This is a genomic window from Stenotrophomonas sp. STEN083, assembly GCF_056759195.1.
The window spans coordinates 1-15,380 of record NZ_JBRRCU010000007.1 but is presented as its reverse complement, the minus strand read 5'-3'; the positions used below and the strand labels follow the sequence as shown (position 1 = coordinate 15,380).

General features: G+C 63.7%; 14 protein-coding genes and 1 tRNA gene. 13 read left to right on the top strand and 2 right to left on the bottom strand.

All coding sequences use genetic code 11. The features are described 5' to 3' along the window. From ruvB to ACVOK8_RS03705, 11 genes are all read left to right on the top strand, one after another. Positions 1-1,047: a Holliday junction branch migration DNA helicase RuvB gene (ruvB, locus tag ACVOK8_RS03755; RefSeq protein WP_481565638.1), complete on the top strand. Its 1,047-nt coding sequence runs from the start codon at positions 1-3 to the stop codon at positions 1,045-1,047. After that, the gene (gene ybgC, locus ACVOK8_RS03750; RefSeq protein WP_481553105.1) at positions 1,037-1,462 is read left to right on the top strand and encodes a tol-pal system-associated acyl-CoA thioesterase; all 426 of its coding nucleotides are present in this window, start codon (positions 1,037-1,039) and stop codon (positions 1,460-1,462) included. Before ruvB ends, ybgC begins: the two co-directional genes overlap by 11 nt. 20 nt (positions 1,463-1,482) lie before the next feature. Then, positions 1,483-2,265, top strand: a complete 783-nt coding sequence (gene tolQ / locus ACVOK8_RS03745; protein WP_481535904.1) for a protein TolQ — start codon at positions 1,483-1,485, stop codon at positions 2,263-2,265. A gap of 38 nt (positions 2,266-2,303) precedes the next feature. Beyond that, positions 2,304-2,732 (top strand): protein TolR, encoded by a 429-nt coding sequence (gene tolR / locus ACVOK8_RS03740; RefSeq protein ID WP_481565637.1) that lies wholly within the window; start codon positions 2,304-2,306, stop codon positions 2,730-2,732. Further along, positions 2,722-3,792, top strand: a complete 1,071-nt coding sequence (gene tolA, locus ACVOK8_RS03735) for a cell envelope integrity protein TolA (protein ID WP_481565636.1) — start codon at positions 2,722-2,724, stop codon at positions 3,790-3,792. Before tolR ends, tolA begins: the two co-directional genes overlap by 11 nt. 165 nt (positions 3,793-3,957) lie before the next feature. Further along, positions 3,958-5,277: a Tol-Pal system beta propeller repeat protein TolB gene (gene tolB / locus ACVOK8_RS03730; RefSeq protein WP_481544131.1), complete on the top strand. Its 1,320-nt coding sequence runs from the start codon at positions 3,958-3,960 to the stop codon at positions 5,275-5,277. A gap of 61 nt (positions 5,278-5,338) precedes the next feature. Further along, the gene (gene pal / locus ACVOK8_RS03725) at positions 5,339-5,857 is read left to right on the top strand and encodes a peptidoglycan-associated lipoprotein Pal (RefSeq protein ID WP_057628800.1); all 519 of its coding nucleotides are present in this window, start codon (positions 5,339-5,341) and stop codon (positions 5,855-5,857) included. A gap of 3 nt (positions 5,858-5,860) precedes the next feature. Then, positions 5,861-6,670, top strand: coding sequence for a tol-pal system protein YbgF (ybgF, locus tag ACVOK8_RS03720; RefSeq protein WP_481565635.1), 810 nt, complete (start codon positions 5,861-5,863; stop codon positions 6,668-6,670). Between the two features lie 27 nt (positions 6,671-6,697). After that, the gene (gene queE, locus ACVOK8_RS03715) at positions 6,698-7,393 is read left to right on the top strand and encodes a 7-carboxy-7-deazaguanine synthase QueE (protein ID WP_481565634.1); all 696 of its coding nucleotides are present in this window, start codon (positions 6,698-6,700) and stop codon (positions 7,391-7,393) included. Positions 7,394-7,471: 78 nt separating this feature from the next. Further along, positions 7,472-8,143 (top strand): 7-cyano-7-deazaguanine synthase QueC, encoded by a 672-nt coding sequence (gene queC, locus ACVOK8_RS03710; protein ID WP_481565633.1) that lies wholly within the window; start codon positions 7,472-7,474, stop codon positions 8,141-8,143. A gap of 60 nt (positions 8,144-8,203) precedes the next feature. Continuing rightward, positions 8,204-8,279 (top strand) — tRNA-Lys (locus ACVOK8_RS03705). Positions 8,280-8,514: 235 nt separating this feature from the next. Here ACVOK8_RS03705 and ACVOK8_RS03700 read toward each other — a convergent pair. Next, entirely contained in the window at positions 8,515-9,591 is a 1,077-nt protein-coding gene (locus tag ACVOK8_RS03700) for a DUF5694 domain-containing protein (protein WP_481565632.1), read from the bottom strand. A gap of 315 nt (positions 9,592-9,906) precedes the next feature. On the opposite strand from ACVOK8_RS03700, the gene ACVOK8_RS03695 reads away from it, so the two are divergent. After that, complete coding sequence (locus ACVOK8_RS03695) at positions 9,907-10,530, top strand: ECF-type sigma factor (RefSeq protein WP_481565631.1); 624 nt, start codon at positions 9,907-9,909, stop codon at positions 10,528-10,530. A 23-nt stretch (positions 10,531-10,553) separates the two neighbouring features. Next, on the top strand, positions 10,554-13,307 hold the full coding sequence (locus ACVOK8_RS03690; protein WP_481565630.1) for a protein kinase domain-containing protein: 2,754 nt from the start codon (positions 10,554-10,556) through the stop codon (positions 13,305-13,307). Between the two features lie 37 nt (positions 13,308-13,344). Here the strand turns inward: ACVOK8_RS03690 and recQ are convergent, their stop codons facing one another. Beyond that, complete coding sequence (recQ, locus tag ACVOK8_RS03685; RefSeq protein WP_481565629.1) at positions 13,345-15,147, bottom strand: DNA helicase RecQ; 1,803 nt, start codon at positions 15,145-15,147, stop codon at positions 13,345-13,347. Positions 15,148-15,380 lie beyond the last annotated feature (233 nt).

Sequence of the window (15,380 nt, the reverse complement as noted above, 5' to 3'; positions counted from 1 at the left end):
ATGACTGACGACCGCATCATCGGCGCCGGCGCTACCCGTGAGGATGACGCTGCAGACGCCAGCATCCGCCCGCGCAGCCTGGCCGATTACCTCGGCCAGGCACCGGTGCGTGAGCAGATGGATATCTATATCCAGGCCGCCAAGGCCCGCCGCGAGGCGCTGGATCATGTGCTGATCTTCGGCCCGCCGGGGCTGGGCAAGACCACGCTGAGCCACGTCATCGCCAATGAGCTGGGTGTGGCACTGCGCGTCACCTCCGGCCCGGTGATCGAAAAAGCCGGTGATCTGGCCGCGCTGCTGACCAATCTGCAGCCGCATGACGTCTTGTTCATCGACGAAATCCATCGTCTTTCGCCGGTGGTCGAGGAAGTGCTGTACCCGGCGATGGAAGACTTCCAGATCGACATCATGATCGGTGACGGCCCGGCCGCACGCTCGATCAAGCTGGATCTGCCACCGTTCACCCTGATTGGCGCCACCACCCGCGCCGGCCTGCTGACCGCGCCGCTGCGCGACCGTTTCGGCATCGTGCAGCGGCTGGAGTTCTATTCGGCCGAGGAACTGACCCGCATCGTGCGGCGTTCGGCGGCCATCCTCGGCATCGACTGCAGTGCAGAAGGTGCTGGCGAGATCGCCCGCCGCTCGCGCGGCACCCCGCGTATCGCCAACCGGCTGCTGCGACGCGTGCGCGACTACGCCCAGGTCAAGGCGGCCGGGCATATCGACCAGAACGTGGCGCAGGCCGCAATGCAGATGCTCAAGGTTGATCCGGAAGGCTTCGATGAGCTGGATCGGCGCATGCTGCGCACCCTGGTGGAGTACTTCGATGGCGGCCCGGTCGGGGTCGAATCGATGGCGGCAGCGCTCTCCGAGGAGCGCGGCACCCTGGAAGACGTGGTCGAGCCGTTCCTGATCCAGCAAGGCTTCCTGGTGCGCACCGCGCGCGGGCGCATGGCCACCAACAAGGCTTACCGCCATCTGGGCCTCAAACCCAAGGCGGCACCGGCGCCTGTGGACCTGTTCGCGGAGCAACGCGATGACGAATGAGTCTCGGTTCAGTTGGCCGACACGCATTTACTGGGAAGATACCGACGCTGGCGGTGTGGTGTACCACGCCCGCTACGTGGCCTTCATGGAGAGGGCAAGGACCGAATGGATGCGCGCCCTCGGCTATGGTCAGGAAGCCATGCGTTGCGGTGACGGCCAGGTATTCGTGGTCCGAGCCATGAACCTGGATTTCCTGAAGCCGGCCAAGCTGGACGATGCGCTGACCACCACGGTGGAGCTGCTGCAATGCCGGCGGGCCAGCCTGCTGATGGCGCAGGCGGTGATGCGTGATGACCAGGTGCTGGCGACGGCGCAGGTCCGTCTTGCCGCCGTCGGTGCCCGCGACTTCCGGCCGCAGGCGCTCGATGACACGCTGTACGCAGTACTGAAACCCCTTCAAACACAACCCGCTTAAGCAACACTGAGGAAGATCGGATGATCGCTTTGCTTCTGGCCCTGCAGGCCACCGTGACCGAGGTCCTGCCGGCCGACGTCAGCGCCGCCGCCGCGCAGACCGTGGCGCAGGCCAGCCATGGTGGCGGCATCAACTACCTGGACCTGATGATCAAGGCCAGTATCCCGGTCAAGCTGATCGTGCTGCTGCTGTTGGCCGGCTCGTTCATCAGCTGGGTGATCATTTTCCGCAAGGCGCGTGTGTTCAAGGCCGCCGACAACGAGGCCAGCGACTTCGAAAACCGCTTCTGGTCCGGTGCCGACCTCGGCAAGCTGTATTCCTCGGCTACCGACCGCAACCGTCAGGTTGATGGCCTGGAAGCCATCTTCGAAGCCGGTTTCCGCGAGTATTCGCGTCTGCAGGGCCGCCGCGCCTTTGATGGCCGCACCCAGCTGGAAGGCGCGCAGCGCGCCATGCGCACCACCTATGCCCGCGAAGTGGACGGGTTGGAGCGCAACCTGGAATTGCTGGCCAATATCGGTTCCACCGCCCCGTACGTGGGTCTGGTCGGCACCGTGTTCGGCATCATGGTGACCATGCACGACATGATCAGCAGCGGTGAGCAGGCCGGTATCGCCTCGGTTGCACCGGGCATTTCCGAAGCCCTGTTCGCCACCGCGATTGGTCTGTTCGTGGCCATCCCGGCGGTGTGGGCCTACAACCGCTTCACCACCCGCGTCGAGCGGCTGTCGGTGCGCTATGAGACCTTTGCCGAGGAGTTCAGCTCCATCCTGCAGCGACAGCAGAGCGGCAGCGACGAGTAAGTGCGCCCGCGCCTTCCTCTGACCGCAGGAGCCAATCTATGACCGCCGCCATTCCCCGCCGCAAGCGCCGCAAGCTCAAGTCCGAGATCAACGTCGTGCCGTATATCGACGTGATGCTCGTGCTGCTGATCATCTTCATGGTGACCGCGCCGCTGCTGACCCTCAGTTTCGAAGTCGACCTGCCCAGTTCCACCGCCAAGGCGCTGGAAAGCAAGCAGGACCCGATCGTGGTCTCGGTCCGTGCCGACGGCCAGATGAGCCTGAAGCTGCCCGAAGCCAAGGACCCGCAAGCCATGAATGCTGCCGCGCTGCAGGCGCAGCTGAGCGCCCTGGCCTCGCAGGACAAGGAGCTGCGGGTCATCGTGGCTGCCGACAAGAGCGTGGCCTATGAAAAGGTCATGGACGCCATGGATGTGATCAAGGCCGCGAAGATCGAAAAGGTGGGTCTGGCGACCGATGCACGCTGACGCACTGCCACCGCCGCACGACAACCGCAACGAGTGGGGCCTGCCGGTCGTATTGGCCCTGTTGGTACACCTGTTGGTAGCGGCGATTTTCATCATTGCCTGGGTGTGGTCGCCTTCGCGCAGCACCGAGGCTGCCGCTGGTGACCCGGCGCTCGAGGCCAATATGCAGCTGTCCGCCGCCGAGGCGTCGGCCGCGCGGCAGGCCCTGCGTGCCTCGGAAAAGCTGCCGGATTTGCCCGAGCCGGTGGAGGAAGTACAGCCCGAACCGGTGCCGGAAGACACCGTGCCGCCGCCGCAGCCCATCCCCGAGCCCAAACCGCAGGACGCACCCACCCCGCAGCAGCACAACGCCCAGGAACGCATTGCCCAACCGGACAATGTGGACCAGGAGCGGGTGAGCGCGCTGGCCATCTCGCAGGAGAAGGCCAAGCAGGAGCAGGAAGCCAAGCGTCGCCAGGAGCAGATCGACCTGACCGAGCGCAAGCGCGTGGAAGAGGCGGAGCAGAAGCTGCGCCTGGCCAAGCAGCAGGAAGAGGCGGATCGCAAGAAGCTCGCCGACCAGCAGCGCCAGGCCAACGAGAACCAGGCCGAACGGGAGCGCCAGCAGAAGATCGTCGAGATCCGCCGCAAGCGTGAGCAGGCCGAGCGCGAGGCCAAGCTGGCCGAGCAGCGCCTGCGCCAGGTGGCCGATGCCCGCGCCCGCGCGCAGGCGGCGTCCACCAGCAGTGGCAACAGCGGGCCAAGCACGCCGTCGCCGGGGCAGGGCGGTACCAGCAACGATCTGACCGCCAAGTATGCTGCAGCGATCCAGCAGGCCGTGCTCAACCAGTGGATACGTCCGGACTCGATCCCGCGCGGCCAGCGTTGCCGGCTGACCATCCGTCAGTTGCCTGGTGGGGAAGTGGTCAGTGTCGAATTCGCGCCCGGCTGCCCGTATGACGAGGCGGGCAAGCGCTCGGTGGAGGCCGCTGTTCTACGTGCGCAGCCGCTGCCTTACCGCGGCTATGAAACCGTATTCCAGCGCAACTTGAACTTCAACTTCGAGGCGCAGGATCGCTGAGTAACCGGGTCCCTTCCGGTGTTTTGTTTTCAATGGAAACCTTTTAACCGGGGTGGTTTGACGGCGGATGAGGAAATTTCACGCAATAGTTCGTTCATGATTGCGAAAGTATTCATCTTGCTGCTGCTATCCCTTTTTATCTTCGCCCGTACTGTTGAGCGCCCCATGAAGAAAATGCCTCGCTGGCTGCTTGCCCTCACTGCCCTGTTGTTGCCGCTTGCGGCGATGGCGCAGCAGAAGGGACTGGAAATCGACATCATTGGTGGCAACGCATCGGCAACCCCGATCACCGTTGTGCCGATGGCCTATCAGGGCTCGGCCGGTGCGCCGCAGACTGACGTGGCCGCCGTGGTCCGTGCCGACCTGGACCGTTCCGGCCAGTTCCGCAACCTGCCCGAAGCGCAGATCGCCGAGCGCCCCAGCCGTGGCAGCGAGGTGCAATACCCGACCTGGCGCGCACTGAAGCAGGATTACCTGGTGGTGGGACGAGTGCAGGACGCCGGTGCCGGCGCCTACCGCGTGGAGTACGAACTGTTCGACGTGGCCAAGGGTGAGCGCATGCTCGGCCTGGCGATGACCGCACGCTCCAGCGCGATGCGCGACGTCGCCCATCAGATGGCCGACGCGATCTACGAGAAGATCACCGGTGTGCGTGGCGCGTTCTGGACCCGCATCGCCTACATCACCGCCAGCGGCAGCGGCGCCAACATGCGCTATGCGCTGATGGTGGCTGATTCCGACGGCTACAGCCCGCAGACCATCGTGCGCTCGGCCGAGCCGTTGCTGTCGCCGAGCTGGAGCCCGGACGGCCGCAAGCTGGCCTATGTCAGCTTCGAGCGCGGCAATTCATCCATCTATGTGCAGGACATCGCCACCGGTGGCCGTGAGCTGTTGACCAGCTTCCGCGGCATCAACAGCGCGCCGTCATTCTCGCCGGATGGCCGCCGTCTGGCGCTGGCGCTGTCGCGCAGCGGCAATCCGGAAATCTACGTGATGGACTTGGGCAGCAAGCAGCTGACCCAGCTGACCAACCACTTCGGCATCGACACCGAGCCGACCTGGGCCGCCGACGGTAGCTCCGTCTACTTCACCTCCGATCGCGGCGGTCGCCCGCAGATCTACCAGGTCCCGTCCAGTGGTGGCAGCGCCAGCCGGGTGACCTTCCAGGGCAACTACAACGCCAAGGCCAGCGTATCCTTCGACGGCAAGAAGATCGCCGTCGCCCAAGGGGCTGGCAGCAGCTACAAGATCGCGATGATGGACAGCAGCCTGGGGTCGGCGCGCTGGAGTACGCTGTCGCCGGGTTCGCTGGACGAATCGCCGAGTTTTGCGCCCAATGCGAGCATGATCCTGTATGCCGCTCGTGAAGGTGGGCGTGGTGTGTTGTACGAAGTGTCAGCCGACGGTCGGGTGCGCCAGCGCCTGGTTCTGGCAGATGGCGATGTGCGTGAGCCGGCATGGGGTCCGTACCGCACTGCGCGTTGATAAAATGTTAATCTTCCCACGCATTAATCCCAACATTGGCCAGGAGCCACTAGGTATAGCCATGAACAAGTCAACTCGTGTTTTGCTCGTTTCGCTGCTGTCGGTAGCCGCGCTCGCTGGCTGCTCGAAGAAGGTCAAGGAACAGCCGGCACAGCCGCCGGTTGATACCGGCTCGACCACCCAGCCGACCGCTCCGTCGACCTCCGGTCTGTACGGCCCGGGCGACCTGGACACCGACGCCTGCCTGCGTCAGCGCGTTGTCTACTTCGATCTGGACCAGGATTCGGTGAAGCCGGAATTCCAGGCCATCATGGCTTGCCACGCCAAGTACCTGCGTGACCGTCCGTCCTCGCGCATCACCCTGCAGGGCAACACCGACGAACGCGGCAGCCGCGCTTACAACCAGGCCCTGGGCGAGCGTCGTGGTAACGGCGTGAACTCGGCTCTGCAGGCCAACGGTGGTTCGGCTTCGCAGCTGACCGTCGTGTCCTACGGCGAAGAGCGTCCGGTCTGCACCGATTCGAACGAGTCCTGCTGGTCGCAGAACCGTCGCGTCGAAATCGTCTACACCGCGCAGTAATCGATGCGCATCAGCCTCAAACTGATGCTCGTGGTCGCGGCAGCCCTGGTGGCTGTCGCGCCCGCGTATGCACAGCGTGCAAGTCTGGCTGACCGGGTTGGCGTGTTGGAAACGCAGGTCAACAACAGTCAGGCCAATACCGACATGCTCAATCAGCTGCAGCAGCTGCGCACTGAAATGCAGGCGCTGCAGGGCACTATCGAGCAGCTTCAGCATGAGAACGAACAGCTGAAGCAGCGTAATCGTGATCAGTATCTGGACCTGGACGGTCGCCTCAATCGCCTTGAAGGCGGTACTGGCGCGCCGGCAGCTCCTGACACTGGTGCGGTGACGCCCGCCGCTGCGGCCATAAAGCCGGCAGCGGCTGCTACCGAACGTCCGCCGACGGTACGTGGCGACGCCGGTACGCTGGCTTCGGCCGGTGATGAGCGTGCTGCCTACAATGTCGCGTTCGATGCGTTGAAGGCTGGCAACTATGCTGACTCGGCGCAGTTGTTCCAGAGTTTCCTTGAGTTGTACCCGAATGCTGCTTACACCCCCAATGCCTTGTATTGGCTGGGTGAGAGCTTTTACGCAACGCGTAACTTCAAGATGGCCGAGGCGCAGTTCAGTGATCTGGTTGCCCGCTATCCCACCCATGACAAGGCCGCGGGCGGTTTGCTGAAGCTTGGCCTGTCGCAGTTTGGTGAAGGCAACAATGCCCAGGCACAGCAAACCTTGGAGCAGGTAATTTCCCGTTTTCCCGGCAGTGATGCAGCCCGTACCGCCCAGGATCGACTGCAGTCGATCCGGCTCGGCCAGCAACTGCGTTGATGTGGTGCCGCACCGATGGTGCGGCTGATGACTATGAACTCTCCCAGCGCCGCTGTTCCCAGCGAGATCGTGCAGTCGCCGTTGCCGCGACTGAAGATCACCGAAATTTTCCTGTCCCTGCAAGGCGAGGCCGATAGCGTAGGCTGGCCAACCGTGTTCGTGCGCCTGACCGGCTGCCCGCTGCGTTGCCAGTACTGCGATACCGCCTACGCATTCCACGGTGGCGACTGGTGGGACATCGACGATATCGTCGCTGAAGTGTTGAAGCAGGGCGTGCGCCACGTCTGCGTGACCGGTGGTGAGCCGCTGGCGCAGAAGCGCTGCCTGATCCTGCTGCACAAGCTCTGCGAAGCCGGTTTGGACGTGTCGCTGGAGACCTCCGGCGCACTGGACATCGCCGAGGTTGATCCGCGCGTGTCACGCGTGGTCGACCTGAAGACGCCGGATTCGGCGGAAATGGCGCGCAACCGGCTGGAGAACATTCCGCTGCTTACCGCCCGTGACCAGCTCAAGTTCGTGATCTGCAGCCGTGGCGACTACGAGTGGGCCAAATCCATGCTCAGCGAGCACCGCCTGCCGGAGCGCTGCATGGTCTTGTTCTCACCGAGCAAGTCGCAGGTCAGTCCGCGCGAACTGGCCGACTGGATCGTCGCTGATCGTCTGCAGGTGCGCTTCCAGATGCAGTTGCACAAGTTGTTGTGGGACGACGCGCCGGGCTATTGAGCCGGCGTTGCGCCCGTCAAGTGTTTACCCCGGCGCGGGACAGCGTGCTGGCTTTCCTCCCCCAACCGGATCAACACCATGAAGAAGAAAGCAGTCGTGCTTCTTTCCGGCGGCATGGACTCAGCCGCCGTCGTCGCCATCGCCCAGGAACAGGGCTTCGAAGTACACGCCATGAGCGTGCGCTACGGCCAACGCCACACCTCTGAACTGGAAGCCGCCGCACGCGTGGCCGCTGCCTTGGGCGTGGCCGGGCACAAAGTAGTCGCGGTCGACCTGCGCAGCATCGGCGGCTCGGCCCTGACCGATGACATCAACGTGCCCGAGGCGGGCGAAGGTGACGGTATTCCGGTCACCTATGTGCCGGCACGCAACACCATCATGCTGTCACTGGCGCTGGGCTGGGCCGAAGTGCTGGGTGCCAATGACATCTTCTGCGGCGTCAATGCGGTCGATTACTCCGGCTATCCGGACTGCCGTCCGGAATTCATTACCGCCTTCCAGGCCCTGGCCAATCTGGCCACCAAGGCCGGCGTGGAGGGTGCAGGCATCCGCGTGCACGCGCCATTGCAGTACCTGAGCAAGGCACAGATCGCATTGGAAGGACAGCGTCTGGGCGTGGACTTCGGTCTGACTGTGTCCTGCTACCAGGCCGACATGGACGGCAAGGCCTGCGGCCACTGCGATGCCTGCCAGCTGCGCGCCGATGGCTTCACTGCCGCCGGCATGGTTGATCCGACCCATTACGCATGATGTTGTTTTTGCGTTTATTGCGTTAGAATACGCACCCCGGCTGCGGCCGGGTCTTTGTTTGGGCCGTTAGCTCAGTTGGTAGAGCAGAAGACTTTTAATCTTTTGGTCGATGGTTCGAATCCATCACGGCCCACCAGCATTGCAAAGGCTTCGGAGCGATCCGAAGCCTTTTTTGTTGCCCGCAGAATGTCGGCTGCTCCGCAAGCGGCCTGAACTGGCGGGTCGAGCGTGGCCCTGTCAAGCGCAGCGCACCCGCTAGACGCGAGTCCTGTGATCTTGATGGCTATGGATGAGAAGCCCCGGGTGCGTTGCGCTTACCCGGGCGACGGAGGCGTCGGCAAGGTCGCGGCTTTTGCCGCGACCTTGGTGTGTCACTTCAGCAGGGCCTGCTGGACATCGACGACGCGCACATCGTGCATCTGCTCGAGATAGGCATCCAGATACGCCTTATGCGAGGCGCCGACCAGCACCAGGGTGCGCATGCCAGGGGTTGCTCCCATCAGGTCACGGATGTTGGCGGCCATGCGCAGGTTGCGAGTCTCCCAGGACGTGACATACATGCGCCCGTAGCGTTCCGGAGAGGGCTCTTCCAGCGCGGCACCGTAGTCACTTGCGAAGGCGGCCGGGGCGACGTCCGCGCCGTTGTCACGGCGGTACACCGCCAGCACTTTTTCCGGCGTGTCGAGCTGTGCGTCCAGTCCGCTGTACTGCGCGCTGCGTTGCTTTGATGCCGGGTTGTCCCATGCCTTCCGGATCGCGGCCACATAGGCTTTGGGGTTGGGGCCGTACCGATCGGCGCTGTGGTCGTCGGTTGGCCAGAGCCGTTGGTGTCCCAGTCGTACCGCCAGTTTCGCAGCGATGAGCGTGTTCTCATTACGACTGCTGCGTAATGCTTCCAACGCGGCCATCAGCTCCTGGTTCAAGACGCCCTCTGCATGCCGCTCAGGCGCAGGCAGGTGCAACCATTGAACCAGTGCCGAATCATGTTCGCCTGCTGCCAGGAGTTTGGCGGCAAGTTCGCGACGCTGGGCCGCGCTTGGCTGTGCAGGCCAGCTTGCCAGCAGCGCTTCCGCTGCGGCATTCGCTGCCGGCACGTCCAGTCCGGTTGCCTTTGCCGCTGCAGACAGGTCGGGGCAGTAATCGTTCACCGTCAATCTGTAACGGCCAGGATAGCGGCGCAGCATGTCGCACTGCTGTCCTGATACCGATTCGACGGCGATCGCCTGCGGCCGCCACGCCGCCAGCCGGTCGGTCAAGGCATCGAGCGGCGCGGGGTCATAGCTTGCCGGCAAACTGGCCAGATGCATGGTGCCTAGCACCGCGACTTCGTTCTGCGTGCCTTGCTGTGGCCCCTTATGTGCACCTGGATCAAAGACCTGTGCCTGTGCTGCGGCTGCCAGCATCCCCGCTGACAACACCGTGCCGATCAAAACGTTCCTTCCCCACATGCCCTGGATTACTCCCTGCTGCATAGAATCCGCCGATCAAGCGCTTTTCGGGCGCGAAGTGGCGCAGAGTCCAACGCTGTGGAAATGTTGTCAACGGCCATCAGTCCTTTGTTCTCGGGCTGCCGTGCCTTTGTCGAGGCCGGGCGAATGCGGGCTCGGAGCGTTGGCTCGGCAAATCTCGGTGTGATCGGTGCAGCGCCTGCGTTGTGACCGCAATCTCTGTTTGCTGGCGGTCTGTCGACGGCATGAGCGACTGTAAAGGCGGTGCCCCAGCTGTCTACCGAACGAACAGTGCAGCCATCGTGGTTGGATCTGATGGGAACTGGTCCTAATATGGCCAGCGCACCGTTGGTTGCCGTTGCTGGCAGCCAGACATTGGGGACAGGGTTGAGCAAGCAGATCACGCTATTACTGCACCGCTGGCAACAAGGCGACATGGATGCGCGCGAGCATCTGTTCGCGGCCTTGTACTCGGATTTGATGCTGATTGCCCGCAGCCGCCTGTCGCAGCAGACCAGCGGCACCTTGCAGCCGGCTGCGCTGGTCAACGAATCGTTGATGCGCCTGCTCGGTACCGATGCGGACTACAAGGACCGTGCCCACTTTATTGCTATCGCTGCGCTGAAGATGCGCTCGGTGCTGGTCGATCATCTGCGCGCGCGCGCAGCAGACAAGCGTGGTGGCAATGCCGAGCAGTTGACACTATCCCACGCTGACCAGGTGCCGGACGATGCGGCCGTCGGTTACGACGTGCTGGCCCTGCACCAGGCATTGAATCAACTGGCCGAACTTGAGCCGCGCGCGGCGAGCACCATTGAACTGACCTACTTCGGCGGTATGAGCCGCGATGAGATCGCGCTGGTGCTGGATGTGTCCGCGCCCACGGTTGACCGCGATCTGCGCTTTGCGCGGGCTTGGTTGAACCGGCAGCTGCGCTGAGTAGCGATGACGGGGGCGGGGTAATGGCGAGCGAGCGTTGGCGGCAGGTTCGTGAGTTGTTTGATGCCATCTGCGAGCTGCCGCGCGAGCAATGGCAGCAAGCGCTCGGCGAGGGCAGCGACGACCCTGCGGTGCGCGAGGAAGTGCTGCAGCTACTGCGCTCGCAGACAGTAGGTCTTAGCCGGGTCAGTAATCGTCTGGACACTGCGTTGGCGCGCGCGTTGGCGCCGGAGCTAGGGGTGGGCGAGCGGCTAGGGCCATGGCGGCTGACCGAGCGTATCGCGCATGGCGGCATGGGCACTGTGTTCAAAGCTGAGCGCGCAGACGGTCTTTACCAGCGTACGGTTGCCATCAAGTTGTTGCATGGCATGCCGGGCGCCACCGAGGTGGAGCTGCTTGGTGCCGAGCGGCAGGTGCTGGCTGGCCTGCAGCTTCCCAATGTTGCGCGTCTTTACGACGGCGGTACCACGCCGGATGGGCATCCCTATCTGGTGATGGAATACATCGACGGCACGCCGTTGGATTGTTGGTGTTCCGAGCAGGCCTTGGGCCTGCAGCAACGACTTACGCTGTTCCTGGAAATCTGCAGCATCGTGCAGTCGGCACACGAACAGCTGGTGCTGCATTGTGATCTCAAACCTCCCAATGTGTTGGTGCAGGCCAATGGCCAGCCAGTGCTGTTGGATTTCGGTCTGGCGCGACTGCTCAACGAGGCGCGTGACAAACGCGACTCCGGCTACTGCACTCCGGGCTATGCCAGCCCGGAGTTGATCGCCGGGCAAACCGTTGGTGCGGCCAGCGATGTCTACAGTCTTGGTGTGATGTTGCTGGAGTTGCTGTCCACGCAGCCATCGATGCGCGAGGCGCAGAACGCCGGCGAGCCATTGATCGCGCCCAGTGCCAATGCACCGGCTGATCTGCCCTGGCGGCGACGCCTGCGTGGCGATCTGGATGCCATTGTTGCGCGTGCCTGCGCCAGTGACATCGCTCTGCGCTATCGCTCGGTTGAAGCCTTGATGGCTGACCTGCGCCGCTATCAGGAGATGCAGCCGGTACTTGCGCGCAACGGTGGCCGCTTGTACCACCTCGGGAAAGCACTGCGCCGGAACTGGCAGGGCACGGCGATCGGTGTCGGTGTGAGTGCGCTGCTTGCGGTGTTCGTATTCGGTTTGTGGGAGACCCGGCGGCAGGCGCAGGAAGAAGCGGTTGTGGCGCAGCAGATCAGCAACTTCATGGTTGGCATGTTTGAAACCGCTGATCCGTTCCTACGCACCGAACGCGGTGCCGAGGAATTGAGTTCGCGGCAACTGCTGGACAAGGCCACGTTGCAGGTCGCGCGTGACCTGGCTGATGCCCCGGCGCAGCTGGCACGAATGCGCGCGGTGCTGGGTGTTGCCTATCAGAACGCTGGCGCCTCGCACCAAGCCGACACACTGCTGCAACAAGCGTATGCGGGCTTCATGGATCCGCGCGTCGCGCGGCCGCTGGATGCTGCCAATGTGCTGGCGGATCTGTCCGTGCAGAAGACACTTGATGGTGATGGTGAGCAGGGGCGACAGTTGGCGGCGCAGGGCCTGGATCTGATTGGAGACAAGGCACCAGCGTTGGTGCAGGCGCGTCTGTACAGCGCCAAGGGGCTGGCCTTGGTGAATCAGCAGCATTTTGATCTGGGTGAAGCCGCCTTCAATAGGGCCACGTCGCTGTATCAGGATGTGAAGGATGTGGACGTCAGCGCCGAGACAAGTGAGTTGTCGTACAACATGGGCCTGATGTACCTGCGCTGGGGACGGCAGCCATCGGCAGAACACGAGTTCCGGCGGATGCTGGAAAACCTGCATGGCCGTCGTACCAGTCTGGCGTTGGCTGCCGAAACGCGGTTGGCGCAGATACTCCGCGAACAAGGCAAGTACGAACAGGCGTTGCCGCTGCTGAAAACCGGCATGCAGTATGCGCTGGAGTTGTACGGTGCGGAGAGCAGCTTTGTCCGGATGCAGTACGACGGTCTCGCGGACCTGTACCGGGATTCAGGTGACTACGCGGCTGCGGAGCTGCATTACCAGAAGCGGAATGCGTTGAGTGCACGCCTGGATGGGGAGGACTCGGTTGAGTACTCGATGGGCCTGTTCAATTACGGTTCGTTGAAAGTGCTGCGCGGCGAGCTGGCGGCGGGTGAAGCGTTGTATCGGCAGTCATGGTTGATCCGCAAGCAGAAATTGGGGGAGGACTCGCCTACCAGCCTGCGTGCCGAGAGCGAGTTGGCGCGGCTGCTGATGCGCGATGGACGGATGGGCGAGGCAGGCGTGATGCTGATGCACGCTGACAAGGGCTTGAGCCAGAGTTTGCCTGCCGATGCGCCCGGTCGCGTGCAGGCCCACTTGAACCGGATCGATTGGCATGTGCGTAGTGGCCAGCTTGTGCAGGCGCGACAACTGCTCGAGCAAATGGACTCACCGGTAGCGGAGGAACTGCAGCTACGGTGGCTGGGTATCCGCGCCGATCTGGCGGTGCGGCAGGGCGAGGGCGAGCAAGCGCTGGCTTTGCGCAGGGCTGCGGTGGAGTTCGCAGGCAGCAGGCAAGGCAAAGACAGCGCTGCTGTTGTCGAGACGAGTCTGGCGCTGGCCGAATCCCTGCTGCAGTTGGGGCATGCGCGTCTGGCCAAGGATGAGCTGCAGCGCGTGCTGCTGCTGATAGGGCGGCTGCAGGTTGCCGGCTCGCCGGATCGGCGCAAGTTGGATGGGCTGCTGTTGCTGGCCGAGCAGAACCTGAGTCAGCGTTAGCCGCAGCTACAAAGGCAGGGCAGCTCGGTGCTGCCGATCAGCCCTGTTCGCGTACGATCTCGACCAGCCGCTGACCATAGCGGGCCAGCTTGCTGCCGCCAATGCCGCCCACCTTGCCGAGTGCATCGACGCTGGTCGGGCGCTGTTCGGCGATGTTGCGCAGGGTGCTGTCGTGGAAGATCACGAATGCCGGCACGTTCTGTTCGCGTGCCAGTTCCGCACGCAGCCCTCGCAGCGCCTGGAACAGCGACAGATCGCCAGCCTGCACCGGCAAGCCGGTGCGCGGGCCGCCGCGCTCGCGCTCGCGGGTGGGTGCAGCGTCGCGGCGCATCATCATCTGCCGGCGGCCAGTGAGTACATCGCGGCTGGCATCGGTCAGGCGTAGGCCGCCGTGGCTTTCCGGATCCACTTCCAGCAGGCTGGCGGCGACCAGCTGGCGGAATACGCCACGCCAGGCGCGCGCGTCCAGGTCATTGCCGATGGCGTAGGTGCTGAGTTTTTCGTGGCCGAGTTGGCGGATGCGCTCGTTGTCGCTGCCGCGCAGGATGTCGATCAAGTGGCCGACGCCAAAACGCTGGCCGCTGCGATACACGCAGCTCAGCGCCTTCTGCGCCGGAATGGTGGCGTCCCAGGCGGCGGGCGGGGTGAGGCAGTTGTCGCAGTTGCCGCAGGGCTTGGGATAGGTTTCGCCGAAGCCGGCCAGCAGTACTTGGCGGCGGCATTGCATGGACTCGCAATAGCCGAGCAGGTGGTCGAGCTTGGAGCGCTCCAACTGCTTGCGCTCCTCGCTGGCTTCGGACTGCTCGATCATCTGCTTGAGCAGCACCACGTCGCCCAGCCCGTAACATAGCCAGGCTTCGGCAGCCTCGCCATCGCGGCCGGCGCGGCCGGTTTCCTGGTAATAGCCTTCCATCGATTTGGGCAGGTCGGTATGCGCTACGAAGCGCACGTCCGGTTTGTCGATGCCCATGCCGAAGGCGATGGTGGCGCACATCACGATGCCGTCCTCGCGCAGGAACCGGCGCTGGTTGGCGGCACGCACCTCGGCCGGCATGCCAGCGTGATAGGGCAGGGCCTGCATGCCCTCGCCACACAGGAACTGCGCGGTCTCCTCGACCTTGCGCCGTGACATGCAGTAAACGATGCCGGCTTCGTCGCGATGGTTGCGCAGGAACCCCAGCAGCTGGCGCTTGGCGTTGTCCTTCTGCACCACCGTGTAGCGGATATTGGGGCGGTCGAAGGAACTGACGAAATGCTGTGCGGTGGACAGGTCCAGGCGCTCGGCGATCTCGCGTTGGGTGGGCGGATCGGCGGTGGCAGTCAGGGCGATGCGCGGCACCTGTGGCCAGCGCTCATGCAGAACCGTCAGCTGCCGGTATTCGGGGCGGAAATCATGGCCCCATTGCGATACGCAATGGGCTTCATCGATGGCGAACAGCGAGATGTGCGCGCGGCTCAGCAGCGACAGGAAGCGCCCGGTCAGCAGGCGCTCGGGGGCGACGTAGAGCAGCTTCAGCTCGCCGGCCAGCAGCTCGCGCTCGACCCGCGCGGCGGTTTCGGCATCGAGGGTGGAATTGAGGAACTCGGCGCGGACACCGACCTGATGCAGCGCCTCCACCTGGTCCTGCATCAAGGCGATCAGCGGCGAGATGACGATGCCGCAGCCCTCTCGCAGCAGCGCCGGGATCTGATAGCAAAGGGATTTGCCGCCACCGGTTGGCATCAATACCAAGGCATCGTTGCCACTGGCAACGTGCTCGACGATGGCCTGCTGATCGCCGCGGAAACTGTCGTAACCGAAAACGCTGGAAAGCAGTTGTTGCGCGGGACTCTGGGGCATTGCGCTAGTTTACCCGCTGGCGGCCCACGCCGAACGGCCGATACAGCGCGTCAGGCAGTCAGCGACCTGCCTGTAGTGCCGAGCCATGCTCGGCAGAGGTCTGCCCGGTAAAGCCCTGTAGTGCCGAGCCATGCTCGGCTGAAGCCAAAGCCATAAAGCCCCTTCCGAGCGTGGCTCCGCACTACAGGTACTGCGCCGAGCTCTTTACTGCAATAGGGATAGCAGCATACATG